This is a genomic window from Chryseobacterium sp. T16E-39 (assembly GCF_002216065.1).
In the GTDB taxonomy this organism is placed as follows: Bacteria; Bacteroidota; Bacteroidia; order Flavobacteriales; family Weeksellaceae; genus Chryseobacterium.
In genome coordinates this window covers 4,137,908-4,162,883 of record NZ_CP022282.1, presented here as the reverse complement: position 1 = coordinate 4,162,883, position 24,976 = coordinate 4,137,908, and the positions used below count along the sequence as shown (strand labels likewise).

The following is a 24,976-nucleotide window of genomic DNA, read 5'->3' as shown; positions in this document are numbered from 1 at the left end:
CCCAATGGGATGCTTTTATCATTGTAGCCACTATGAAAAATATTGGCTATTACCTGAATTTACGTTCTTCTTCTTTTATTGCCAAGTCATTAATGCTTGCATATCTTTTCTTCATCAGCCCATTCTCATCAAACTCCCAGTTTTCATTGCCATAAGCCCTGAACCATTCTCCATCTTTTGTCTGATACTCATATTCAAAACGGACTGCTATTCGATTGTCCGCATGTGCCCAATATTCTTTCTTAAGTTTGTAATTAAGTTCTTTTGCCCACTTTTGACGAAGAAATTCTACGATCTCCTCTCTCCCATTCACAAATCGGTCCCTGTTTCTCCACTCACTGTCTTCGGTATAAGCTTTGGAAACTCTTTCAGGATCCTGACTGTTCCAGGCATCTTCTGCTAATTGGATTTTTTCTTTTGCCGTTTCAAGAGTGAAAGGCGGAAGCGGATGTTTCTGTTCCATTTTTATATTAATTTGGTAATTATTTTTTTTGACTTCTCTATTAGTTCGTTTGATTTAAATAGCTGGCTCTCTATGATACAGCTTTCAAAAAGCATATAGATGTGATCACTTATTTCATTCTTACTTAAAAGCTCCCGGAAATAATTTCGAAGGTCCAATTTATGATGTTGAATCACATCCAATATTTTAATATTATCCATAGGAATCTCCGATAAAATATTGAGAAAGCTGCACCCTCTGAAGTTCTCTTTCTGATTCATATAAATCAGAAAATCAAATGCTGCAATTACTTTGGCCTTATATCCACTTTTCAAAGCGATAAAATCCTCTAACTCCTTAAACCAATACTCATGTCTCACATTAAGAAATTCAACACAGAGATCTTCCTTAGATTTAAAATGTACATAGAAACTGGCTTTGGCTACATTTGCCTCCGAAATAATCTGATTGATTCCTGTAGAGTTGTATCCCTGCATGGAAAATAATTTCATGGTCGTTGCGACGATTCTGTCTTTTGGAGATTTCATAGCAATAAATTTATTACGTAACAAATTTAAAAAAAATTAATCACATACAGACAAGTCTGTCTGTAAATTTTAAATAAAAAAAGCCTTCGCGAAGAAGACTTTATATTTATTATTTAAAGAATTTCCATTTCGGAATTATGGCAAGCATACCAAAGCCTGTAAAGAGGAAAAGATTGGTAACATCTGTATATAGAAAAGTAGACAGATAATAATTATGCATAAAGAAATGCAATACCAGCAGTACCGGAAAAGTAAAGATCCCTATCTTTTTATAAAAAAACATAAGAATAAGACTCACCATCATCAAAATATCTAATGAGAAGATAATATAGAAATACCACCTCGGAATATTAAGATATTCATGCTGCAAATACTCATCAACATCTATCCCCAATCCCATGATTGTAAACAACATTAAAGAAGCAAATGCTAAAATAAAACCCCATCCTTTCTTTGGATCCTCATCAAAATAACTGTATTCTTCCATAGGTACAAAAATAAAGAACTTATGAGTAATTTCATAAGTTCTTCTATAATTATTCGTTTAGAATTTGATTAAATAGAAATAGCGTTGATCAATCTATTTTTATCACTTAAGTATTCTTCCATAGAAATCATACTTTCTGTTCTCATTACGTCCTGAATATCATCAATTTGATAGATAATTCTTTTCGCATCTTCAGTATTCTTCGCTCTTACTTTACAGAAAATGTTATACTTTCCGGAAATCACACTTGCCTCAATTACGTTAGGAAGAGTTGATAACTCTTTTAAAACTTCCTGAGTACGGTTTGATTTAGTTAAAAGGATCCCGATAAAGGCAGTGAAGTGATAATCCAATTTCCCATAATCGATATTAAGGGATGATCCCAAAATAATACCTGCATCTTCCATTTTTTTCACTCTTACGTGAATTGTACCCGCAGACACATCCATCTGTTTAGCAATTTCAGTAAAAGGCATTCTTGTGTTTTCTACTAAGAAATCAAGAATCTTTTTGTCTATTTCGTCCAGTTGATAGTTCATATTAGTTAAATTACAATTTTCTTAAAAAATCTATGTATTTTTTGCAAATCTATAAAAAATAATTTAACTATAAAAATTATAACAATAATTAACAATAATTAACACAGATGATAAAAATCATTAAAATATTCAAATTATTTACCCTCTGCTTTTAGGGAATCTGTTTTTATTTCTTTTGTTACATCTGGTTGTTTTTTATCTTTTTTCCTTCTTTTAAATAAAGAATTAAAGCTTTTACTCCACACAACACCGCCTCCATAGGCTTGATTTGCAGATCCGTTAGTCCCTGCACCGGCCATTCCCATTCCGATATTCGTAGGTTTAGAGTATCCCCTCAAAACTAAACTTCCGTCATTTTTCTTAGAAATATCATATTCAATAGATCCCTCACCGGAGAGATAATTTGCCTCAGTACTTTCAGTTTTGGTTAATGGAATACCTAAACCGGTCTTCACTTTTATCCTCGGAGAAAGTGCAAAACTTACCCCGGCATTTGCCCTGTCCCCTGTATTCGAATTCTGATCTCCCTTAACGTAATTTAAGTCGATCTGAAATTCATTACTCATCGTATTAAGAACAGACCCTAATTGCTTTAAAAGCATATTATATCCTGAAGATTCTGCTACTCCAGCTACATCTACTCCTACTCCTCCTGTATTTGAAATATTAAAACTATTCAGCAATAATATAGAACCAAACTGGAGAACCTTCTCTCCTTCCTGACTCATTTTAGCCGCCAGGGTCTCTTTTACCTGGCTTGAAACATCCAGAGCAGAAACATCCAAATCAATCTTTGGATCGACAAGAGATTGCGTAATATTGGCCTGCAGCAAAATACTAATAGGCTGAAGATTACCCATATTTAAATATTGCCCCGCATTAGACACCATCCTTACATAATTGGCTGAAATACTTAATGCTGGTTTCATAGCGTCCCCATCCCAACGGATGCTGCTTCCTTTTTCTATCTGGAATGTTTTATTAAGAATCGCTTTTGAAATAAAGGTTCCATTTTCGACTTTATATGTTCCTCCCATGGCAATGGCTCCTTGCCTATTCATCAGAAATTTTAAATTTTTAGCCTCACCTTTTACCGTAATATTCCCAACATCATCTCCAACCAGGACATTCACAGTAGTTCCTTTATCAACATCAAGAGAGAAGTCAATATTCATATTGGCTCCGGTTTTTTTCTTTTCTTCAAGCGTTACCAATCCATCTTTACCTTCTTTCAGGAACCTCAACATTTTAAATTCCTCAACATTGGAAGTCGAACTCGAATTAAAAGTAAAAGTACTTCCGGAAAGGGCCTTCATATTTGGTGTTGAGATGCTTAAGCCAGAAACGGGACCATCGATATACAAATCACCCTGTCCGTACACTCTACCCCAAAACAAATCGAGATCTTTTTGTGTACTGTTTAATACCAACAAATTATCTGCCCTCATTACCAGGTTGACCCCCATCGAAGAAAGTGTTTCAAACTGGATCGCCCCTGATATGTTACCTTTAGAATTTGATCTTCCATCGTGAACTTCAATATTATTCAAAATGGCCAAGCCTTTTGATAATGGAATTACAGTATCATCAAAAGAATAATCCACTCCCGTAAATAAAAGCTTTAATCCAAATTCTTTTAAGGCAATATCACCACTGTAATCCAGATTTTTTAGGGTTCCGGTTATTTTGAGATCTCCTGTTGCTTTCCCTCTTAAATTTCCAAATATAGTCCGTACAAACTGCTGCGCAAACGAGATATTAAAATCACGCATTTCTGCGACAAGATCAATAGTTGGAGAAGGAGTATTATTATTAACAGTTCCGGTTAGATTTAAATTATTATTTCCAAGAACTCCCGCAGAAGTAACCTTTACATCAATGTCATAAACATTAAGGGAGAAACCATTGGTGGCAGATATGGTAAGATCCCCCATATCGGTTCCGTTCATCTGAATATCATCTACCGTTAAATCAACCAAAGGCTGCAAGGTACTTTTATCCATTTTTATCTTTACACTTCCGTTCGCAAGTCCTGTGATATCCATAGAATTTCCACCGGACTGCATTTCCAGAAGTTTTTCAATAGAAAAGTCGGTAATATCTGCATCTACATAAAAATCTTTAGCCGATTTAAATGTTGATTCCTTGATAAATAAAACACTTTTATCAGAAAAGATCTTAAGGTTTCTTATTTCAAAGTCACTTGTATTTTTCCTGTAGGTAATAGAATGATCAAGTTCCGGACTGGTGTCAATAGCCCAAACGACATCATTAAACTTTACCTCAGTAGGATCGAATTTGAACACAAAATCTCCGGAAGCATTTGTAGATTGACTTACATTGATCGCATATTCTTTTAGCTTATCTTCGAGTTCATCTTCAGGGCTTCCATACTTGAACTGGGTAGCCAGATGCAGAACCGTATTATTTTCATTCTTTCCACTAAGCGTAATATCCTTAATAATATTTTTATTATACTGTACTTTATTTATTTTGGCATACAGCTGTTGTTCAAGATTGGCAGTGTTTATCCTCACCATGACACTATCAACCATTGCACTATCTCTCGACATATTCTCCCTGTCATTAATTTTATAAGCAGGATTCGCTTCTGCTAATGCCTTGTCCGCTTCTGTGATCTCAACTTCTTTGGTCATCATATACTTCAACGAAGCTGCATCAACATTCAGAATAAGATTATTTGCATCTCCGTCATATTGCCCTTCTACTACAGCACCCTGAGGCAGTTTCAAGTCAGGAAGAAAATAACTTACCAATCCCTGTTGAACATCAAAATTCATCGTAAAGTTCTGACCGCGATATAACTTTCTTGGTGGTGGACCTACCAGAATTTTCCCTATTCCATTCTCTACCATTCCAGCTAAATCGGCCAAACTATATTTCCCTGATATCTTTCCATTGGCGGCACCAGGTGCATCTACAGAAATAACCCGGTTTCCGGATTCCACAAAAGTTTTCAGCTTCGCATTGGGAATAATATATTTTTGAGTGGCTGTCGCAAAGTTCACATTATTAGCTTCAACATCTAAGGTTAAGTCGTTAATAGATGACATCGCCATTTTCCCATTTACCTGACCACTGACAATTTGATTTCCAGGTTTATTGGTGAAGTAATTCATGTTCAGGTAACCAACATCAGCATTGACATCCATAGTAATTCTTGAAGTACTGAAGTCAATAAGCCCTTTCACAGTGGCTTTTGCCTGTTCATCATTTACTGTAATGATCCCATTATATTTTTTATGATCCAGTAAGCCATCAAGATAAAGATTGTTAATCTCTTTATTCATAATCTCAACACTTGAAATTTGAGATTTTGTAGTTAGCCGCATGGTATTCACATCAAAACTCTGTCCGTCAAGATCAAATTTTCCTGAAATTAAACCTACCGATTTATTTTTCGTAATGACAGAAACATTTAAATCAGTTGCTTCCACATATCCTGAGTATTTTGGCATTGCCGTACTGTACCCGGTAAGAGAAAGTTTAGAAATTTTAGCCTGTCCAATCCCTGTTATCAAACTTCCATTAGGAATAAAAATCTGATCCGGATTAACCCTTGCAGCGCCATTATATTTTAGTTTTCCAAAATCATCAGCAAAGTTCTTCATTTTTCTAGAAATGAATGAAGGCATCATTGCTTTCAGATCTTTATACGTGAAATCAGTAGAAAGGTTATTGGTTTCAATAAGGAATTTACCCTTTAAAAGGTTATTCACTTTCATCGTTTTCGTAGCAATATTCACATCAGGATTTCTGATAAGAAAATTCTCCAGATAAAATTTATTTAATGGGCCAGTCATTTTTCCTGAAACATTAAATGGTTTAAAATTATCCCAGTTCGTTACAAAATAGCTGATATCATACCCACTCAGTTGACTTCCTTGCTGAAGATTCATATCCCAGCGTACTTTATCTTCAAAACCTGCCCATGACCCATTATTGAGATTAAATTTAATGTCTCCCTGTAAGAGTGTATGGTCAGTATTTAACGTAAGATCTTTAAGCGAAAGATGTTTATGAGTAAGAGATAATTCTGTGGAAAAGGTATCTACAAAATGAGACTTCCCCCATCTTGTGGTTACAAATGATAAATTGTTGATCAGTGCTGAGACATCTGGCCCATTAACTTTAAGGTTAGGCGCCTTTAAATTAAATTTCGTAGCGGTCAGCCATTTGCCGGCTTCTCCAGGTGAATTTTGATTAACAATCGAAACTTTGGAATCAATGATCTGTACTCTTGAATTCAATTGAAAAGCAGGCTTTTTAGGGTCTCTTTTCTTTCCATTATCAAACAATTGAGTAAACCGTATGAAGTTAGAAATACTGTCGCCTTTGTAAGTAATTACTTTAACATCAGCATTGACCATTGTAAGTGAATTAAAGCTCAGGGAATTGCTCTTTCCTGAAATCGCTCCACTCGCCAGGGATAACCAGTCAGAATTTGCACGGAATTCACGTGCTTTAATAAATTCAAGTCCTTTATAATCTTTAACTCTTAAGCCTTTTATGGTAACATTTCCGAAATAATTCACTTCCACACTTTCTGTGGACATATCTGCTTTGAAGTCTTTATTAACAATTTGTAACGCCTGATCGGCAGCCCATTGTTTAGTAACGGGAAGATTAACAATAACTATGATTGCCACAATAAGTGAAAAACCGAGCCAGAATAAGATCAATAAAAGTCTTGCCCACCAGGAATAGCTGGTTACATCTTTAGCAGCCTGCTTTCCAAATTCCTGAACAGTTTCTACAGGGTGATGCACTGCATCCGAAGCAAGTTCAGATGCTTCCTTTACTGTTTCCTTTACCTTTTCCTCTACATTCTCTACGGTTTTATGTACCTGATCACTTAAGTTTTCAGTTACAGATTTTTTATTCTCATTTTCGTTATTATTCTCTAACTTTGCCATTATTATGAGCGAGTCTATAATTTTAGGTATCGAATCGTCTTGTGACGACACATCAGCAGCTATCATCAAGGGAAACACCATTCTTTCCAATATTGCTGCAAATCAAGCAATTCATAAAGAATATGGAGGTGTAGTTCCTGAGTTGGCATCAAGAGCCCACCAGCAAAACATTATCCCTGTTGTTGAAAAATCCTTCACCAAAGCAAATATACAACAAAATGCTATTTCGGCGATAGGATTTACTCGCGGACCGGGACTTTTAGGTTCACTTCTTGTAGGGACGTCTTTTGCTAAATCTCTGGCTATGAGCCTGGATGTTCCTTTAATTGAAGTAAATCATCTCCAGGCCCACATTTTAGCCCATTTTATTGACGATGCAAATCCTATGCCGCCTAACTTTCCTTTTTTATGCCTTACCGTAAGTGGTGGTCATACCATGATCGTTTTGGTAAAAGATTATTTTGACATGGAAATAATTGGAAAAACTATTGATGATGCAGCCGGAGAAGCATTTGATAAAATTGGAAAAATCTTTGATCTCGATTACCCTGCCGGACCTATTATTGACAGACTGTCAAAAGAAGGAAATCCTGATGCTTTTAAATTCAATAAACCCAAAATGGAAGGGTATAATTATTCTTTCAGTGGGATAAAAACTTCTGTATTGTATTTCATTCAGAAAGAAGTGAAAAAGAACCCTGATTTTATCAAAGAAAACCTTAATGACCTCTGTGCATCGGTACAAAAAACGATTATTGAGATATTGATGGATAAGCTGGAAAAGGCAGCAAGTGAACTTAATATCACAGAAGTCGCTATTGCAGGTGGAGTTTCAGCCAATTCTGAATTAAGAAATGTAATGCAGGCTAACCATAAAAAGTTGGGCTGGAATATTTACATTCCAAAATTTGAATATACAACCGATAATGCCGCAATGATCGCTATGGTGGCACAATTAAAATTTGAAAGAGGAGAGTTTACAGATTTAAGAACGAGTGCAACATCGAAATATGATTTGTGATTTTTTGCTAAATTGTAAAACTGCAAATTTGAAAAATCGTAAAAGGTGTATCAGTTTTATTTTGAAAAATTAGAAGTATGGCAAAATGCCAGAAAATTGGTTAAAGAAGTTTATCTTATCACACAATCTTTTCCTGAAAACGAAAAGTTTGGTATTACTAATCAGATAAGAAGAGCAAGCACAAGTATCACAGCAAATATCGCAGAAGGTTTATCAAGAAAATCAAATAAAGATAAATCCCGTTTTTTAAATGTTGCTTTTGGTTCAACAATAGAGGTAATTAATTTCCTGATCCTTTTAAACGATCTCAGTTTTTTGAATGACACAGACTACAAAAGTTTAAGAGAAAAATCAGAACATATTTCAAATCAGATCAATTCATTGTACAAGACTATAAATACTGAATCTTAAATTTATTTTCGTTGCAGTTTAACGAATCCACAATTTAACAATTTAACAAAAAAATGAAATTATTTTACGGACACATAGAAGATAACACAGTTACTATTAATGATGAAGAGCAGCAACATATTGTTAAAGTTCTTCGAATGAGGAATGGAGAAGAAATTCATGTAACTGATGGTAATGGTAATCTTGCTTCCGGAAAACTGATTTTAGAAGGAAAAAAGGCGAGCCTTGATGTTTCGGAGATTAAAACAGGTATTGCCGACTTCAATCCAAAACTCCACATTGCTATTGCTCCTACGAAAAACATAGATAGAATAGAATTTTTTGTAGAGAAAGCTGTAGAAATGGGTGTTTCGGAGATTACACTATTAGTGACAGAAAAAACGGAGCGAAAAAATACCAATATTGAAAAAATAAGAAAACAGAGCATTGCAGCCTCCAAGCAGAGCTTAAGATTTCATTTTCCTAAGATCAATGATTCTGTAAAATTTTCAGATTTTATTAAAGTTATAAATCCTGAAAATACTTTTGTAGCCCATTGTCATGAAAACCTGGAAAGAATTGAGCTTACAAAAATTCCCCAATCAGATCAGTACACATTTTTAATTGGCCCCGAAGGAGATTTTTCTGAAAAAGAAATTCAATATCTGGCAGACCACAAAGTAAGAGCGGTTTCCCTGGGAAATCAAAGACTCAGAACAGAAACGGCAGGGATATTTGTAGCATCATGGAATTATCTCCATTTAACAACATAATATTATATATTATTAAAACAGGATCAGGCCTTTAAATAATGTTCCAGAATTTCACTTCCACTTCTGATGGAGTTTACTGCCCAACGTATTTTCATTTGTAAGAGCTTTTCTTCAGTAAGCTTATATTCAATACCGGATTTAAGAAGTTTCTGTTTCAGCTCATACATGCAGATTCCTGCAGCTACCGATACATTAAAACTTTTCGTGAAGCCATACATGGGAATGGCCAATGTTTCATCAGCAAAATCCAAAACTTCTTCTGAAACTCCCTCCAGCTCAGTTCCAAAAACTAAAGCAATAGGCTCTGTGATCTGATAATCCGGAAGCATCACCGCATTCTTTTCCGGTGAAACGGCAAGGATCTTATACCCGCTATTTTTAATTTCCTGAAGGGAAGAGATATTTTTAGGCATCTTTTTTACCTCTACCCATGTTTCGGCCCCTTTTGTAACGGTAAGATTAGGGTTAAAAATATTTTCCTCTTCCATAGCCACTACTTTATGGAATCCACATGCTTCTACTGACCTTACAATCGCCGCAGCATTCCTAAACTGATAAATATCTTCCATGACTGGAAGTACAAAATCAGAGCTATCCTGAGAAAAATGTTCTATTTTCCTTAATCTTTCATCCGTTAAGAACTGTTTTAAATATTCAAAAGTTTGTCCTAAATCTTTCATCTGCATTCAGTTATTTTTTTCGATGGCCCAATATAACGCCTGGAATAATAACTTTATTTTTATAAAATTCTTCCATAAACGTTCATTCATTTTCAAATCTTTGCAAATTAACGTAATTTTGAGTTTATAAACCTGAACAGGGTTCAACTTCTTAATAAAAAGTAATACATGAAACGAAAAGTTCTGTTGATATATACTGGTGGTACTATTGGTATGGAGAAAGATTATGAAACCGGAAGCCTTCGTGCGTTTGATTTTGGAAATATCTTTGAAAAAATGCCCGAAATGAAACTAATGGAATGTGAAGTTTTTGTTCATCCTTTTGCCAAACCACTTGATTCTTCAGATATGGGGCCAGAAGAATGGAAAATTATCGCCCATTACATTCATAAAAATTACGATAATTATGACGGCTTTTTGGTTCTTCACGGAACAGATACTATGTCTTATACCGCTTCTGCTTTAAGTTTCATGTTAAAAGGGCTAAAGAAACCCGTTATTTTTACAGGTTCCCAACTGCCAATAGGTGATTTGAGGACGGATGCAAAAGAAAATCTTCTCACAAGTTTATATTATGCCAGTCTGTACGAAAATGACGAAGCGGTTATTCAGGAGGTTGCCATCTATTTCGAATATAAATTACTAAGAGGAAACAGAACTTTGAAATATTCTGCTGAATATTTCGATGCGTATTCGAGTCCGAACTATCCTATCCTCGGACAATCGGGAGTACATCTGAATATTATAAAAGATAATCTATATCGTTGTGATCCCAACGTAGAATTTCATGTTGATGATCACATTTCAGAAGATATCTTATTCTGGAGAATTTTTCCGGGAATGCATCTTAGCTATTTTAAAGAAATCCCTAAAATGAAAGTTCTTATTCTCCAGGTTTTTGGTTCGGGAACCATTTTCAGCAGCGAAAAAACCCAACAAACTCTGGAAGAAATCCGAAATAACGGAACTGAAATCGTAGTGGTAAGTCAGTGTATATCAGGCGGTATTTCGTTTGGGAAATATGAAAACAGTAATATTTTCTCCAGAATCGGAGCGATCAGTGGCAAAGATATGACGGCAGAAACTGCGATAACAAAAGCAATGCATTTAGTGGATAACCCAAACTACTCTGGGAATTTTGCTGATAACTTCTCTAAAAGTCTTTGTGGAGAAATTACAGACTAATTGCTCTAAATATTTGTTAATTCAAGAAAATAGATTACTTTTGCAATCTCGAAATAGAGAGGTGTCCGAGTGGTTGAAGGAGCTACCCTGGAAAGGTAGTATACGGGTAACTGTATCGAGGGTTCGAATCCCTTCCTCTCTGCAAAAATAATTGTAATCAATTAAAACATTTACACCCAACAAGTTGGGTGTTTTTTTATGCTTCGTTTTCAAATATTTTTCTATACAATTCCAATTGGAAGAACTTTAAATAAAGCTGCCCGATACATAATGAAATAAAAAAACGACTTCTGTAGTTGAAGTCGTTTTAGATATTTTTCTGAAAATTATTTTTTTAAATCTGCTTTTACATCTTTATAACCGTCTGAAACTGCATCAGCTCCTTTTACTGCGGTGTTTTTAACACTTTTCGCACCTTTGGTTGCTGTTTTACCAACCCATTTCGTACCTTGTTTTACACCTTTTTTTGTGGCTTTTGCTCCTTTTACAGTTTTATCTCCTACCCATTCTGCACCATCTTTCACTCCGTCTCCTGTTGCTTTTGCGCCTTTTTGAATTGCAGTACCAACGTTTTTCACTTCTTGTTTTACAGTTTCCTGGGCATTAACAGCTGTTGCAAATAAACCAAAAGCTAATAAGCCAAATAACTTCTTTTTCATATTTTTATTTTAATAATTAATCTAACTATCTATTACATAAAACAAGCCAAATTTATATGACCCCGAAATATTCATGAAAATATTTTAGCCAATTTGATAAAATGATACATAATAAACAGGAGTTTAGCCGGATTAAAAACAAACCTTTTTTCCTATTCATTGTAGATTCAAGTAAAAGTTTCCCCCTGAATCGTGATCAACATAAAAAAATAAAGCAATGAAATTCATTGCTTTATTTTCTTCTTTTCCATATTGCAAATAGCAAGCTATCATTAATCTGATCTATAGACGGGTAACAGTTAATTGATATGTTTTTGCAATATTTCCATTATTGGTAATAGTATAGGAATCTGTAGTAGGTTTTACAACCGTAAAGTCAAATTGTGTCCCAGTTCCACCATCTGCGCAAGTGGTAACATTTGAGAAGGTTACAGACCAAATCCCTGAAGAGTTCGCAGAAACAGGTATGGGAGCAATAGTTGCATTTCCAATTTTATCCCTTGCAACACCGGATACATATCCCAGGGATAATCCATTATATACAAAACTGGTTATCATGGCTCTTGAACAGCCATTTGTAGATTTCACAACAAAAAGACCAGTGGCAATATTCACGGTGGCCGGCACTGTAACGGTTGCACTTGCACCAGCCGCCACTGTTACAGCTTCCGTATAGCTGTATGATGTTGCAACAACATCACCCGTAGTTATATCTCTTGTTAGAATATCATAACTCATTGGTACTTGCCTGATCAAATTTCGAACTCTAAGACTTTGATTTTTAGCATCTACATCTAATGATCTTTGGGGACTGGCATTACCAATACCTACATTACCAGTAGCCGTCACAACTAAATCATTAGCCTCCTGAGCAGCCGTTGGCGCACCAGTAGTAGCATTATCTTTAGCTCCGTCTACATGTAATACAGCCTGAGGGTTTGTTGTTCCGATACCAACCTGTGAATAATAAAATATTGGTAAGCATAAACAGTAAAATAAAATAGTTTTTCTCATAACTTGATTTGGTTTTAAAGATTAGATATTATAAATAGTTCAATTTTAAATAACCTAAATGAAAAAAAACAAATTCTGATACAACCTAAATTCCTCTGCTTCACCTATTCTGATAAGAATATTTTTCAGTGTATACTCAAAGATACAAAAAAAGAAAATCGATATTAAAAAATAAGTTAAAGTTTATTAATTAAATAATAACAACACCATAAATTTTGAATATTTTTTGCAAAATTTAAGTAAATTGTACTAATGAATATCAAAAATCAATGACTTTACAAAAAACTATAACATCAGTATTTCTGGCTATCAGCACGGTAATGATCTCCCAAAATAAGAAACAAATGTCCGAACTCATTCAGAGTGAGTTTCAATTTGCTGATAAGCAATATAAATATTTAATGAAGGAGATTCCCGAGGATAAAATGCCCCAATCCTACAATTCTTCTACTGAAAAAGTTACCACTAAAGATATTACCTGGTGGTGTTCAGGTTTTTACCCCGGATCATTGTGGCTGATTTATGAGCAGACCAGCGATCCTGAAATCAAAAAAGAAGCAGAGAAAAGACTTCAATTAATAGAGCCAAATAAAACATTTACGAGAGATCATGATTTAGGATTTATGATGTTCAATAGTTTTGGAAATGCATACAGGGTTACCAGGGATCCAAAATATAAGGCTGTCATCCTCAAATCAGCTGAATCATTATCAACCCGGTTCTATCCGGGAATGCAAGCTATTTTGTCCTGGGATAAAATGGCTGATTTTAAAGGTCCGGTAATTATTGACAATATGATGAACCTGGAAATGCTGATGTGGGCGGCAAAAAATGGTGGGAGCATAAAAACTGAAGAAGTAGCAATTGCTCATGCAAATACGACCATAAAAAATCATTTCCGTCCTGATTACAGCTCTTATCATGTTATTGACTACGATGTAAAGACAGGTGAAGTTTTAGGCAAAAAAACATTTCAGGGCTATTCAGATTCCTCAGCCTGGGCGAGAGGACAAGGCTGGGCATTATATGGATATACGATGATGTATCGTTTTACGAAGAACCAAAAATATTTGGATCAGGCCCGTCATATCGCAAAATTCATTTTGGATAACCCTGCCCTTCCAGAAGATAAAATTCCTTACTGGGATTTCAATGACCCAAAAATCCCGGAAGTTCCAAAAGATGCCTCTGCCGGAGCAATTATAGCTTCTGCTTTATTGGAATTGGGTCAGTATGTAAATAAAAGTGAAAAGAAAAATTATGTAGATAGTGCCAGAAAAATTCTTGTAAGCTTATCTGGAGAGAACTATCAGTCCAAACTCGGAGAAAATGGAGGATTCCTTTTAAAACACAGCACAGGAGGATTGCCCCTTCACTCAGAAATTGATGTTCCTTTGATCTATGCGGATTATTATTTTCTGGAAGCTTTAAAAAGATATAAAGACTGGTATTTAAACTAAAATTAATGAGATCAATACAATGGACCTTAATAATGGTGAGCATGACATCATTATTTAATGCTCAACAATCCACCCTATTATTGAAATTACAAATCAGGAATACCCTTACTATTTCCCGAAATACCGAATCAATAGAAATCCCTTCCAAAAAAGTAAGACTTCTAGCTGGTAAAAACTTCAGTATCATTGAGGCTGCGACAAAAAAGGAAATACCCTATCAATGGCTTTCAAATGGAGATCTCCTTATCCAGGATGATTTTAATGCGAAGGAGATAAAAAAAATAGAATTTTACCAGACACCACCAAAATCTGTGGATGCTAAAGTATATGGACGCTTTGTACCGGAACGTCTGGAGGATTTTGCCTGGGAAAATGATAAGATCGCTTTTCGGATGTACGGAAAAGAATTAGAAAAAGTCCCGGAACAAAACGGATGGGGAATGGATGCCTGGGCGAAGAGAACCCATCGAATGGTGATCAACGAATGGTATAAACAAAACAATTATCACCAGGACAATGGAGATGGCCTGGATTTCTTTCAGGTTGGAAGAACTTTGGGAGCTGGAGATATTTTGCCTTTTATATCTGATGACTTTGTTTATCTTGGAAATTACACTTCATATAAAATTGTTGAGGAGGGCCCGCTTCGATTTACATTTGATCTTACCTATTCTCAAGTCAAAAAGAATGGGTATGAAATTTCTGCTGTAAAAAGAATCAGTCTGGATGCAGGTTCACAACTGAACAAATCCGTTATCAAATATGAATTTAAGGGTGAACAAACGCTTCCTCTTTTTGCAGGTATTGTTCATTGGGATGGTAAGGGTGAAAAAATAATAGATCAGGACAATCATTTAGCAGCTTATTGGCCGGAAAATTCAAAAAATGGGATTGTGGGAACAGCTATTATTTTCCCTAATGCGAACTATACTATTACAGATAAAAACAAACATCTGGGCTCAGAAATTATCTTAAAAAATAAACAGACCATCACCTTCTATGCGGGAGCTGCCTGGGACAAAGCAGGCGAAATCACCTCAGCAAAGGACTGGCAAAAGTATCTTCAGGAATTTTCTCTTAAACTGAAATATCCTATACAGATATCCGAATATTAAAAACAAAATCCTGATCTCTCGATCAGGATTTGTTTGTCTGATAAATATTAAATATCAATCAAACGGTAATTTAGTTATAATGAATGTTTTGGTGTCTTTTGTAAACCTGCAATGCTAATTGCAAATCGTTAGAAACTGATGACTCATCTGCAATTTAAACCTTGCATCTGATTTCAATTTATTATAGATAGTAGATTCTATTGCGTCAATAGCTCTCAATTTCTGATCAATGAATTGAGCGATCTGCACAACCGAAAAAACAAAATCCCGATATACTGTAATGTCTACAGTTTGTCCATAACAAGGTAGGTATGCTTTTAAAAATGAAATGGTACGCTGATGGCGGCTATAATTTACACAGTACCCTGCACCATCTCTGGAAGTTACTATTTCACAGTTATTAATATAGTCAAGAACATTTTCATTTTTAGGAGAAATCCCATTTTTCAAAAAATAACGGTTGATCTTATCCAGGACATGTTGCGCATATTCCATCATGGAAATGGTTTTCCATTCAAAAACATGGTTCATTTCTTTTTTATTGCTCTTCTTATCTTTATCATTTTCACAGTTGGTACAAAAAGATAAACCTATTTTCTCATAATATGGAAAAAAGCAGTCTTTGATTTGTGTAGAAGCATCCGCCTGAACTCTGTCATTTGCAAAATTGTAATATAAATAGGGACGATACATATCGGCCATACTTTTTAAAAAATCTGTTTCACTGGTATTGAGATATTCTTCAAACCATTTTTCAAGATTATTGTAGTACTGATTTTCGAATTCTTTATAGCTTAAGTAAAAAGGCAATTCCATAGCTTTATGTTTTGATAGGACAAAGCTATTTCTGTAATGCGACAAAACTCGACGTGTAATATTTAATTATTGAAAGATTGAAAAATTAAAAGATTGAAAAAATCGCATAAGTATCATCCGTAGCCCGAAACTCATCAGATACCACCTAATTACCTGATTATTACCACCTAACACCTACTACCTAATCACTCCTACCTATCATAATTTTTCATGATAAATTCAAAGTAGTGAATCATTTTCATATAGTTTTCTATGCTGATGTATTCGTTGGTACTGTGAATACTTTGTTTTTCGGCATCGGTAATCCTGATGGGCATAAATCTATAAATATTCTTGCTAACGATCTGGTATTTATAAGCATCTGTTCCGGCAATCGTCAAATAAGGGGTTGTAATTGAATTCGGATAAACTTCCCTGATTCCCTGTTCAATGATCTGATATGCTTTAACATTCGTTGGTGACACAGCAGAGGCTTCTCTGGTATTATCAATTTCTTCCACTTCAACATCAAAACCTTTTGTTGCTTTTGCAATATGATCCCGGATGTCTTTCACAGAGTTCCCCGAAAGAAGCCTGAAATTAACTACAAATTCAACTTCCGGAGAAAGAACATTTGTTCCATCACTCCCCTTCATCATTGTAAGTGCTGTTGTTGAGCGGATCAATGCATTCGTAGAATTATTTTTAGCCAGCTGAGAGAGCAATACGGATTTTAAGAGCCACTGATTTGAAATAGCAAGTCTATTTGCAAATGACATCGTCCCTCCAATGTTATCAAAGAATTCCTTAATAAGTGGAGTAATCGTTGGTTTCATCTGATCATTCTCCAATCTCTGCATAATAACAGCCGCTTTACCAATAGCACTTTCCATTGGCGGCATTGAGGAATGTCCCCCCAGGCCTTTTACTTTTATCTTTGCAGAAAGAAATCCTTTTTCCGCACAACCAATTACAGCCACATCAGCATCAATCCCTTTGATCCCTCCCTTCTGTAAAATCAAACCACCCTCATCATATACTGCATCGAATACCAAACCTTTATCTTTAAAATGCTTGGCAATTTGCTTAGCCCCTTTTCTTCCTCCTACTTCTTCATCAAAACCAAAAGCCAAATAGATATCCCGCTGTGGAACCTTCCCGCTTTTTATCATGTTTGTAAGAGATTCCATCAAAGAAAACAACATTCCCTTCATATCAATTGCCCCTCTTCCATAGATCCTTCCGTTAGCAACGGCTCCTGAAAAAGGTGCAAAATCCCAATCTTCTGCAACTTTTGTCACGCCTGGTAAAGCTTTATCATCGGGTCTGAAAATATTCTGATCATTGTTTATGATATCAGCATCTCCAGGTGGTACTACATCCATATGTGAGAGAAAAAGAATGGGTTCAAGATTTGCCTTGCTTCCTTTTAGCCTAAAAACCAATCCATAGGTATTGACTTCATAATTTTCGGTATTTTGATATACCAGAGGGTAAGATTTCTTCAGGTATTCTTTGAATTGAGCAAACGGCTCATAATTGAAAACGTCGAGGTCACCTCCAGACACTGTTGGGATTTTAATTCCACCGGAAAGTCTTTGGATTGCAGAATCATTTTTTACCCATTTTGTTTCAGGAACTGTATTGGTACTGTTTTTTTTAAATGGATACGTAAATGTTTTAATCAAAAGTATAGCAACGATAACAACTATAATGGCTACAATTGCCAAAAGAATTTTTTTCATGGTAGTCTGGTTTTGTGTTGGCTTCTTCAATAAATATAATAAAGATATTTATATAAAAAAAACTCAAAGTAGTCCACATTACAAAACTCAAACGGAATTACCTATTATTTAAGCCGGATTGAAAGCCGAAAAATTATTTTTATTGTCAAGTTCCTGTCTTCTTTTTCTGATAAAATCGGTAGGGCGGATCCCATTAATTTCATAAAATAAATCTGAGAAATTTTGCCTCGATGCTATTCCACATTCTTTTGCCAGGGTTTCTATTCTATATTTAAGGTATTCCTTATTTTCAAATAAAAGCCCGGTTATATAATTGATGCGCAGTTCGCTTAAGTATTTATTAAAATTGACTCCTTTACAGTCGTTAATAACCTGTGAGAGATAATTGGAATTAGTTCCCAACTGACCGGCAAGTTTATTGATAGTAAGTCCTTTTTGCGTATACTCTTTTTTATCTTCAAAAACCTTCAATTTCGTCAATAATTCTTCAACTTTGTTTTCATCCAATCCTGTCTTTTTTTCTTCTACATCTATATTAACAAAAGATTCTTCTGAAACCACAGTTTGTTGTAAGCTAAATTTTTCTTCTAAAAGAATATATTTCTGTTGAATATACTTTTCTCTTTTATATCTTACGATTAAAAGAATTAAAAGAATAATTGCCACCACAATCAATCCTCCGATAATAATACTTCCCCAGGAATTTGCTTTCTCAAGTTTTCTCTTTTCTTCAAGCAATGCTTTTGTGTCATATTCTTTATGAATCTTACTCGACAAATAAATAAAGTCTTTTGAGATGATACTGTCTGCTTTTAAGAGCTGACTTGTAAAATAGAGCTGTTGCTTCTGATTGCCCTCCTCTTTATAATGTTTGATCAATAGCTCATAATTCTCCCTAAGTTCCGGAAGAATGAATTGATGTTTCTGAAAAATGGAATCAACTTTAGTAAAATAAGAAATGGATTCTGTATTCTTATCTAATCCGGCATAACTTTTACCTACATAAAAATAATCAACTGAAAGCCTCGCGAAATCTCCACCATTACTAAGAGAAGGAATGCATTGTTTTAAATAATCTTTTGCCGCTACATAATTTTTTTTATCATATTCTGAAATCCCTTTTGAGAGTAAAAAATATCCTTTTTCCTGTGCGTAGTCACGATCATTATTTACTTCATCAAGCCCTGTCTGTATAGCAAGATCTGCTTCTTTATATTTATGAAGATTGCGATAGCAAATGATGAGTTGATGTAAACTATTAAGATAACCCTTCTTATTGTTATATACTTCATTGGGGTGTAAAGCTGACTGAGATTTGGGCTTATAATACGCAATACACTGTTCAAAAAGCTTCGAAGCTTCTTCATAATATCCGAGATAGCTCTTTACAACACCAATATGATACAAATTCTGGTATCTCAGGAAATCATTTTTTGTATTCTTAGAATACTCGTATGCCTGAAGATATTCATTTAATGCTGCCTGGAATCTCTTATAATGGTAATAGTATACAACTCCCTTTTCTATATAGGCAGTGCTTATGAGGTCCTTATTCTCAGATAATCTGGCCGCCCATATCGCGCTGTCAGCATACACAAGTTTTTTTTCATTGGAAGAAGAATAGAAAACTCCATCCTTATAGCCCTGAAGAAGCTTTTCATAGTTTTTGTCTTTTTTCGCCTTATTGATATACGTTTGAATGTAAGGAAAAGCCTTCGTATTATTTTCTTCGAAATCTTCATATTTAACGCGCAACTTATAATAATCACTATACCCCTCTTGAGAAAAGAAAAGTTTAAAAATTACTAAAGAAAATATAAAAAGCAGTTTTTTTATCACCTTGAGAGATTAATAGCACCTGTTTAGTAATCAAAAATACATAAAATCATTTAAATCTTAACACACATTAATGATTTAATACAGCCTGTTTTAAAATTGAAAAACACTCATTCAACAAATTGATTATCAACATTATAACATTGTCCTTATTTATGAATTAGGACGTCTTAATTGCCGAATAGAGACAACAAGTACTTTTTTTTATCATTTTATGCCTATAATTTCGGAGTCAGAATTCTGAATGATAAACCTGGCCGGGATAACCTTTTAACTCTGAAATTTTATGAAAAAGTTTATCTCATTAAAAACGTTTCCTTTATTAATTGCAGTAGCTACCCTTATGACCTTAGGAGCTTGCAGACAAGATGATGAAAACGACTTTCAACAGGCAAAAACAAGTGCTATTAGTAATAAAACAATACATAACACTCAGTCAAAACCAAACAACGGGGAGGAACTGAAAGAAGCTGATCCGCCAGTAAAGAATGGAACTCATTGGAAAACCCAGCAGTAATATTAAAAGAATCTGAACGGGGTAATATTATGAACTAACAACCATGTTTATATATAATTTAGTTGCTAATGGCAGGTAAATTACAAAGGGTTCGGTTTAATTACTGAGCCCTTTATTTTTTATTTAATCTCATTCACAAAAAAAAGAGACTGTCAAACGACAGTCTCCTTCTATTAAAAAAACATTAAAGATTTATAATCACTTCCAGCCTCCGCCTAAGCTCTTATAAATATCAACAACTGTACTCAGCTGTTTTTCTTTAGCCTCTACCAATTCCATTTTGGCATCTAAGGCATCTCTTTGATTTAAAAGTACTTCAAGATAATCTGCTCTTGAATTTCTGAATAGCTGATTGGCAATATCTATGGATTGATCCAAGGCATGCGTTTCTTCTGATTTCAGCTTATAGTACTGATCTATATTCTTAACCTTTGACATTAGATTGGCTACGTCCAGATAAGCATTTAAAATTGTTTTATCATACTCATACAATGCCTGGATCTGTTTTGCGTCAGCAGTCTGAAAATTAGCTTTAATCGCTGTTTTATTGATTAATGGACCTGCTACCTCTCCTACCAGATTATACGCGATAGATTCCGGCATTTTCACCAGGTAAGATGGCTTAAATGCTTCCAAACCTAATGTGGCTGATATTTCTAGAGAAGGATAAAATTCTTTTCTGGCAGCTTCTACATCCAGTTTTGCAGATTTCAATTCTAATTCAGCCTGTTTTATGTCGGGACGATTCGCTAATAACTGCGAAGGAATCCCTGTGTAAACCGTTTGTGGAATTGTTGACATAAAGCTCTCTTTCGTTCTTACAATCGGCTGAGGAAATCTTCCTAAAAGAGCATTGATTCCATTTTCCTTTTCAGTGATCTGCTGACGGATCGTGTATTCAGTAGCTTTTGATTTTGCCAATTCAGCCTCAAATTTCTTAACAGCCAATTCTGTGGCTGCAGCCGCCTGCTTCTGAATTTTAGAGATCTCAAGCGCTTTTTCCTGAAGTTTAATATATTGCTGAATAATATCCAGTTGGTTATCAAGCGACAACAGTTCGTAATAACTATCTGCCACTTCCTCGATAAGGTTGGAAAGAACAAAGTTTTTACCTTCTACAGTGGACAGATAATGAGCCACCGCAGATTCTTTTTCAGTTCTTAATTTTTTCCAGATATCAACTTCCCAGTTAGCCATCAAGCCTCCTTCAAAATTCCCCAGTGGGTCCGGCATTTCTCTTCCGGGTTCAATTTCAGTCGTTGCATCACCAGCCCCTTCACTGGTATACCGGCCGGACTTTTTAACTCCTGCGCCTATTGAGGTTGCAACTGTAGGACTTAATTTACCTTTCTTATAAAGGACTCCACTTTTTGCAATTTCAATTTCCTGCAGGGTAATCATCAGCTCCTGATTATTTTTCAGGGCAGTCTCGATTAGGGTTACCAGATTAGGATCTGTAAAAAACTGTCTCCAGGGGGTCGTACCACTATTAGCGTTCGCATCCTGTTGGTTGTTTTCACCAAAATTCTGAGGTACATTCTCTTTTACCTCGTCTTTTATAACTGTCGCCATAGGAGCTTTACAACTTGCTAAAACAAGTGATGCTGCAATGGCTGTGAGTATTGATTTAGTCTTCAAATTTTCCATCATGTTCATAAGGTTCAGTTTGTTCTGTTAAAGGATTCTCTTCTTCATATCTGGCCAGTCTTGATTTTTCAGCAATCGTTCCGAATATGTAATACAATCCAGGAATGATCATTAACCCGAAAATAGTTCCTATCAGCATTCCTCCAGCCGCTGCAGTTCCAATCGTTCTGTTTCCGACTGCTCCCGGCCCTGTTGCCATTACCAGTGGTATAAGTCCGGCAATAAATGCAAAAGAGGTCATTAAAATAGGACGGAAACGGATGGTCGCACCTTCAATGGCAGCCTTCATCACTGGTATTCCCTCTTCAGCCTTCTTCTGCACCGCAAACTCGACAATCAATACCGCATTTTTCCCTAATAGTCCTATGAGCATCACCATCGCCACCTGAGCATAAATGTTATTTTCTAATCCTAAAAGTTTCAGACATAAAAATGCACCAAATATACCTGTAGGAAGTGAAAGGATTACCGGTAAAGGAAGTATAAAGCTTTCGTACTGTGCAGAAAGGATCAAATAAACAAATCCTAAACACACAAGGAAAATAAAGATCGCCTCATTTCCACGGCTCACTTCGTCTTTAGAGATACCTGCCCAGTCAATACCAAATCCTCTTGGCAATGTCTTATCGGCAACTTCCTGGATCGCTTTAATTGCCTGACCACTACTATAGCCCGGTGCAGGTGTTCCACTAACCTCAGAAGAATTATACATATTATGTCTTGTGATCTCCGATAGTCCATACACTTTTTCAAGCCTCATAAAATCAGAATAAGGAACCATCTGATCTTTATCATTTTTAACGTACAGTTTTAATAGATCGCTCGGTAAAGCACGATATTGCGGTCCAGCCTGAACAATTACCTTATAAGGTCTGTCGAAACGGATAAAGCTGGTTTCGTAGTTCGAACCAATTAAGGTTGAAAGATTATCCATCGCACTTGCAATAGTTACTCCTTTCTGCTCTGCCAGATCATTATCAACCTTCAGCATATACTGAGGGAAACTTGCAGAATAAAAGGTAAATGCAGATCCCAGTTCAGGACGTTTCTTCAGCTCCTTTACAAAATCATTACTCACCTGCTCCATCTTATGGTAATCTCCACTTCCCGCCTTATCTAATAAACGGAGCTCAAAACCACCGGCTGCACCATATCCCGGAATAGAAGGCGGTTGGAAAAATTCGATGTTGGCACCAGGAATATTTTTAGCTTTTTCTTCCAGCTTTTCGATAATCTCTGCAGCAGATTCTTTACGGTCTTCCCAGCTTTTCAGGTTGATCAAACAGGTTCCCGAATTTGATCCGGTACCTTCAGTCAAAATTTCATAACCCGCAAGGGATGATACAGACTGTACTCCATCAATGTCTTCCGACTCTCTTAAAAGTTCCTTTGCTATTTGATTCGTTCTTTCCAAAGTAGATCCCGGAGGTGTCTGAATAATAGCATAGATCATTCCCTGATCTTCACTTGGAATAAATCCTGAAGGAAGAGAATTACTTAAAAAGAACGTACAAAGACAGAATGCTAATAGCAATGGCAATGTAAACATCTTTTTGGTAACTGTTTTGTTCAATAGCTTCTCATATTTCCCAGCTCCTTTAGTAAATAATGCATTGAATTTATCCAGGAACATTGAAATTGGTGTTTTCTTCTTAACTTTTCCGTGGTTGTTCTTTAAGATCAAAGCACATAAAGCAGGAGTCAGTGTCAAGGCCACAACTCCGGAGAGGATAATTGCTGAAGCCATTGTAATAGAGAACTGACGATAGAATACTCCTACAGGACCCGACATGAATGCAATTGGAATGAAAACGGATGCCATCACCAATGTAATTGCGATAATAGCCCCACTGATCTCATGCATCGCTTCTTCTGTCGCTTTTAGGGGTGAAAGATTTTTTTCTTCCATCTTGGCATGGACTGCCTCAATAACAACAATTGCATCATCCACAACAACCCCAATTGCCATTACCAACGCAAAGAGCGAGATCATATTCAAAGTAATTCCAAATGCAGACATGACTGCAAATGTTCCTACCAACGAAACCGGAACTGCTAAGGCTGGAATTAATGTTGACCGCCAGTCTCCCAGGAAGAGGAATACCACAATTGCTACCAAGATAAATGCTTCAAACAAGGTGTGAACTACCTTTTCAATCGAAGCATCAAGGAATCTGGAAACATCATAACTGATATCATAATGCATACCCTTAGGGAATGAGGTCTTCTCAAGGCTAGCCATTAAGGTTTTTACATTTTTAATAACATCACTTGCATTCGAACCATACGACTGCTTTACGGTGATTGCGGCTGAAGGTTTTCCATTCAATGTTGAGTAAATATCATACATTGAACTCCCAAATTCGATATCAGCAACATCTTTTAACCTTACAAATTCTCCAGCTGATTTAGCTTTTAGAATAATATTTCCATAATCCTTTTCACTACTGAAACGCCCTGGATATTTTAAAATGTATTCAAATGATTGAGAACGTTTTCCAGAACTCTCTCCCGTTTTTCCAGGAGAAGCTTCTAAACTCTGCTGATTTAAAGCTTCCATTACTTCATCTGCTGAAATATTGTAAGCCGTTAATCGATCTGGCTTCAGCCAAACACGCATCGCATATTCCCGGGTTCCCAGGATATCAGCAAAACCAACTCCACTTACCCTTCTCAATTCGGACATCACGTTGATATCTGCATAATTGAATAGAAATTTCTGGTCAGCCTTAGGATCATCACTATACAAGTTAATATACATCAACATGTTAGGTTCTTCACGAGTGATCTTTACTCCTTCACGAACTACCAATGGAGGTAATTTATTAACAACAGAAGATACACGGTTCTGAACGTTTACCGCTGCGACATTTGGGTCAGTTCCTAAATCAAATACAACCTGAATAGAGGCTTCACCATCGTTTCCCGCATCTGAAGTCATATACTTCATACCCGGAACACCATTTAACCCTCTTTCCAAAGGAATAACCACAGATTTAATCAATAGCTCGTTATTAGCTCCCGGATATTCTGCGGTAATATTTACTTTTGGAGGAGAAATTGAAGGGAACTGCGTGATTGGTAGTTTCACCAACGACAAAATTCCCATAAATACAATAATCAATGAGATTACAATAGACAGAACAGGTCTGCGAATGAATTTCTTAAACATACAAACTTCATTTT

The 24,976-nt window shown here is 35.7% G+C and carries 20 protein-coding genes and 1 tRNA gene; 8 read left to right on the top strand and 13 right to left on the bottom strand.

The annotated features are described in order from the left end of the window. Window positions 1-49: 49 nt before the first annotated feature. The 5 genes from CEY12_RS18910 to CEY12_RS18890 all read right to left on the bottom strand — a co-directional run bounded on the left by CEY12_RS18910 (window position 50) and on the right by CEY12_RS18890 (window position 6,953). On the bottom strand, window positions 50-463 hold the full coding sequence (locus tag CEY12_RS18910) for a nuclear transport factor 2 family protein (protein WP_089029151.1): 414 nt from the start codon (window positions 461-463) through the stop codon (window positions 50-52). 2 nt (window positions 464-465) lie between these two features. Further along, entirely contained in the window at window positions 466-990 is a 525-nt protein-coding gene (locus CEY12_RS18905; protein ID WP_089029150.1) for a TetR/AcrR family transcriptional regulator, read from the bottom strand. A 109-nt stretch (window positions 991-1,099) separates the two neighbouring features. Continuing rightward, window positions 1,100-1,477 carry a hypothetical protein gene (locus CEY12_RS18900; RefSeq protein ID WP_089029149.1) on the bottom strand — a complete coding sequence of 126 codons (378 nt, stop codon included), beginning with the start codon at window positions 1,475-1,477 and terminating at the stop codon, window positions 1,100-1,102. 68 nt (window positions 1,478-1,545) lie between these two features. Continuing rightward, window positions 1,546-2,016 (bottom strand): Lrp/AsnC family transcriptional regulator, encoded by a 471-nt coding sequence (locus tag CEY12_RS18895; RefSeq protein ID WP_089029148.1) that lies wholly within the window; start codon window positions 2,014-2,016, stop codon window positions 1,546-1,548. Between the two features lie 134 nt (window positions 2,017-2,150). Continuing rightward, entirely contained in the window at window positions 2,151-6,953 is a 4,803-nt protein-coding gene (locus tag CEY12_RS18890; RefSeq protein WP_089029147.1) for a translocation/assembly module TamB, read from the bottom strand. 4 nt (window positions 6,954-6,957) lie between these two features. Here CEY12_RS18890 and tsaD point away from each other — a divergent pair, with 4 nt between their 5' ends. Genes tsaD through CEY12_RS18875 form a run of 3 tightly spaced genes read left to right on the top strand, consistent with a single transcriptional unit; the run spans window position 6,958 to window position 9,137 of the window. Further along, window positions 6,958-7,974 (top strand): tRNA (adenosine(37)-N6)-threonylcarbamoyltransferase complex transferase subunit TsaD, encoded by a 1,017-nt coding sequence (tsaD, locus tag CEY12_RS18885; RefSeq protein WP_089029146.1) that lies wholly within the window; start codon window positions 6,958-6,960, stop codon window positions 7,972-7,974. 45 nt (window positions 7,975-8,019) lie between these two features. After that, a complete protein-coding gene (locus tag CEY12_RS18880; protein ID WP_089029145.1) occupies window positions 8,020-8,385 on the top strand; it encodes a four helix bundle protein in 366 nt (121 codons plus the stop codon). Window positions 8,386-8,438: 53 nt separating this feature from the next. Then, window positions 8,439-9,137: an RsmE family RNA methyltransferase gene (locus CEY12_RS18875; RefSeq protein ID WP_089029144.1), complete on the top strand. Its 699-nt coding sequence runs from the start codon at window positions 8,439-8,441 to the stop codon at window positions 9,135-9,137. A 23-nt stretch (window positions 9,138-9,160) separates the two neighbouring features. Here CEY12_RS18875 and CEY12_RS18870 read toward each other — a convergent pair whose 3' ends face one another. Next, window positions 9,161-9,817: a TrmH family RNA methyltransferase gene (locus tag CEY12_RS18870; RefSeq protein ID WP_089029929.1), complete on the bottom strand. Its 657-nt coding sequence runs from the start codon at window positions 9,815-9,817 to the stop codon at window positions 9,161-9,163. 168 nt (window positions 9,818-9,985) lie between these two features. Between CEY12_RS18870 and CEY12_RS18865 the strand changes: the two genes are divergently transcribed. Further along, complete coding sequence (locus CEY12_RS18865; protein WP_089029143.1) at window positions 9,986-11,002, top strand: asparaginase; 1,017 nt, start codon at window positions 9,986-9,988, stop codon at window positions 11,000-11,002. 55 nt (window positions 11,003-11,057) lie between these two features. Next, window positions 11,058-11,144, top strand: a tRNA-Ser gene (locus tag CEY12_RS18860). Window positions 11,145-11,328: 184 nt separating this feature from the next. Here the strand turns inward: CEY12_RS18860 and CEY12_RS18855 are convergent. After that, window positions 11,329-11,661: a hypothetical protein gene (locus CEY12_RS18855; protein ID WP_089029142.1), complete on the bottom strand. Its 333-nt coding sequence runs from the start codon at window positions 11,659-11,661 to the stop codon at window positions 11,329-11,331. A 282-nt stretch (window positions 11,662-11,943) separates the two neighbouring features. Further along, window positions 11,944-12,675 carry a hypothetical protein gene (locus tag CEY12_RS18850; RefSeq protein WP_089029141.1) on the bottom strand — a complete coding sequence of 244 codons (732 nt, stop codon included), beginning with the start codon at window positions 12,673-12,675 and terminating at the stop codon, window positions 11,944-11,946. A gap of 269 nt (window positions 12,676-12,944) precedes the next feature. Between CEY12_RS18850 and CEY12_RS18845 the strand changes: the two genes are divergently transcribed. Both CEY12_RS18845 and CEY12_RS18840 read left to right on the top strand, forming a co-directional pair. After that, the gene (locus CEY12_RS18845; RefSeq protein ID WP_089029140.1) at window positions 12,945-14,135 is read left to right on the top strand and encodes a glycoside hydrolase family 88 protein; all 1,191 of its coding nucleotides are present in this window, start codon (window positions 12,945-12,947) and stop codon (window positions 14,133-14,135) included. A 5-nt stretch (window positions 14,136-14,140) separates the two neighbouring features. Continuing rightward, window positions 14,141-15,250, top strand: coding sequence for a DUF4861 family protein (locus CEY12_RS18840; protein WP_089029139.1), 1,110 nt, complete (start codon window positions 14,141-14,143; stop codon window positions 15,248-15,250). 114 nt (window positions 15,251-15,364) lie between these two features. On the opposite strand, the gene CEY12_RS18835 is transcribed toward CEY12_RS18840, so the two are convergent. The 3 genes from CEY12_RS18835 to CEY12_RS18825 all read right to left on the bottom strand — a co-directional run bounded on the left by CEY12_RS18835 (window position 15,365) and on the right by CEY12_RS18825 (window position 19,629). Then, the gene (locus CEY12_RS18835; RefSeq protein ID WP_089029138.1) at window positions 15,365-16,066 is read right to left on the bottom strand and encodes a hypothetical protein; all 702 of its coding nucleotides are present in this window, start codon (window positions 16,064-16,066) and stop codon (window positions 15,365-15,367) included. A 191-nt stretch (window positions 16,067-16,257) separates the two neighbouring features. Continuing rightward, on the bottom strand, window positions 16,258-17,790 hold the full coding sequence (locus CEY12_RS18830) for a M20/M25/M40 family metallo-hydrolase (protein WP_089029137.1): 1,533 nt from the start codon (window positions 17,788-17,790) through the stop codon (window positions 16,258-16,260). A 108-nt stretch (window positions 17,791-17,898) separates the two neighbouring features. Beyond that, window positions 17,899-19,629, bottom strand: a complete 1,731-nt coding sequence (locus CEY12_RS18825; RefSeq protein ID WP_089029136.1) for a helix-turn-helix domain-containing protein — start codon at window positions 19,627-19,629, stop codon at window positions 17,899-17,901. A gap of 283 nt (window positions 19,630-19,912) precedes the next feature. Between CEY12_RS18825 and CEY12_RS18820 the strand changes: the two genes are divergently transcribed. After that, on the top strand, window positions 19,913-20,143 hold the full coding sequence (locus tag CEY12_RS18820) for a hypothetical protein (protein ID WP_089029135.1): 231 nt from the start codon (window positions 19,913-19,915) through the stop codon (window positions 20,141-20,143). A 198-nt stretch (window positions 20,144-20,341) separates the two neighbouring features. Here CEY12_RS18820 and CEY12_RS18815 read toward each other — a convergent pair whose 3' ends face one another. After that, window positions 20,342-21,799, bottom strand: coding sequence for a TolC family protein (locus CEY12_RS18815; RefSeq protein ID WP_089029134.1), 1,458 nt, complete (start codon window positions 21,797-21,799; stop codon window positions 20,342-20,344). Continuing rightward, a complete protein-coding gene (locus tag CEY12_RS18810; protein WP_089029133.1) occupies window positions 21,771-24,962 on the bottom strand; it encodes an efflux RND transporter permease subunit in 3,192 nt (1,063 codons plus the stop codon). The genes CEY12_RS18815 and CEY12_RS18810 overlap by 29 nt, the downstream gene beginning before the upstream one ends. Window positions 24,963-24,976 lie beyond the last annotated feature (14 nt).

Coding starts and splice junctions, on each gene's coding strand:
- CEY12_RS18910 (WP_089029151.1), bottom strand. CDS start 463: ATGGAACAGAAACATCCGCTTCCGCCTTTCACTCTTGAAACGGCAAAA.
- CEY12_RS18905 (WP_089029150.1), bottom strand. CDS start 990: ATGAAATCTCCAAAAGACAGAATCGTCGCAACGACCATGAAATTATTT.
- CEY12_RS18900 (WP_089029149.1), bottom strand. CDS start 1,477: ATGGAAGAATACAGTTATTTTGATGAGGATCCAAAGAAAGGATGGGGT.
- CEY12_RS18895 (WP_089029148.1), bottom strand. CDS start 2,016: ATGAACTATCAACTGGACGAAATAGACAAAAAGATTCTTGATTTCTTA.
- CEY12_RS18890 (WP_089029147.1), bottom strand. CDS start 6,953: ATGGCAAAGTTAGAGAATAATAACGAAAATGAGAATAAAAAATCTGTA.
- tsaD (WP_089029146.1), top strand. CDS start 6,958: ATGAGCGAGTCTATAATTTTAGGTATCGAATCGTCTTGTGACGACACA.
- CEY12_RS18875 (WP_089029144.1), top strand. CDS start 8,439: ATGAAATTATTTTACGGACACATAGAAGATAACACAGTTACTATTAAT.
- CEY12_RS18870 (WP_089029929.1), bottom strand. CDS start 9,817: ATGAAAGATTTAGGACAAACTTTTGAATATTTAAAACAGTTCTTAACG.
- CEY12_RS18865 (WP_089029143.1), top strand. CDS start 9,986: ATGAAACGAAAAGTTCTGTTGATATATACTGGTGGTACTATTGGTATG.
- CEY12_RS18855 (WP_089029142.1), bottom strand. CDS start 11,661: ATGAAAAAGAAGTTATTTGGCTTATTAGCTTTTGGTTTATTTGCAACA.
- CEY12_RS18850 (WP_089029141.1), bottom strand. CDS start 12,675: ATGAGAAAAACTATTTTATTTTACTGTTTATGCTTACCAATATTTTAT.
- CEY12_RS18845 (WP_089029140.1), top strand. CDS start 12,945: ATGACTTTACAAAAAACTATAACATCAGTATTTCTGGCTATCAGCACG.
- CEY12_RS18840 (WP_089029139.1), top strand. CDS start 14,141: ATGAGATCAATACAATGGACCTTAATAATGGTGAGCATGACATCATTA.
- CEY12_RS18835 (WP_089029138.1), bottom strand. CDS start 16,066: ATGGAATTGCCTTTTTACTTAAGCTATAAAGAATTCGAAAATCAGTAC.
- CEY12_RS18830 (WP_089029137.1), bottom strand. CDS start 17,790: ATGAAAAAAATTCTTTTGGCAATTGTAGCCATTATAGTTGTTATCGTT.
- CEY12_RS18820 (WP_089029135.1), top strand. CDS start 19,913: ATGAAAAAGTTTATCTCATTAAAAACGTTTCCTTTATTAATTGCAGTA.
- CEY12_RS18815 (WP_089029134.1), bottom strand. CDS start 21,799: ATGAACATGATGGAAAATTTGAAGACTAAATCAATACTCACAGCCATT.
- CEY12_RS18810 (WP_089029133.1), bottom strand. CDS start 24,962: ATGTTTAAGAAATTCATTCGCAGACCTGTTCTGTCTATTGTAATCTCA.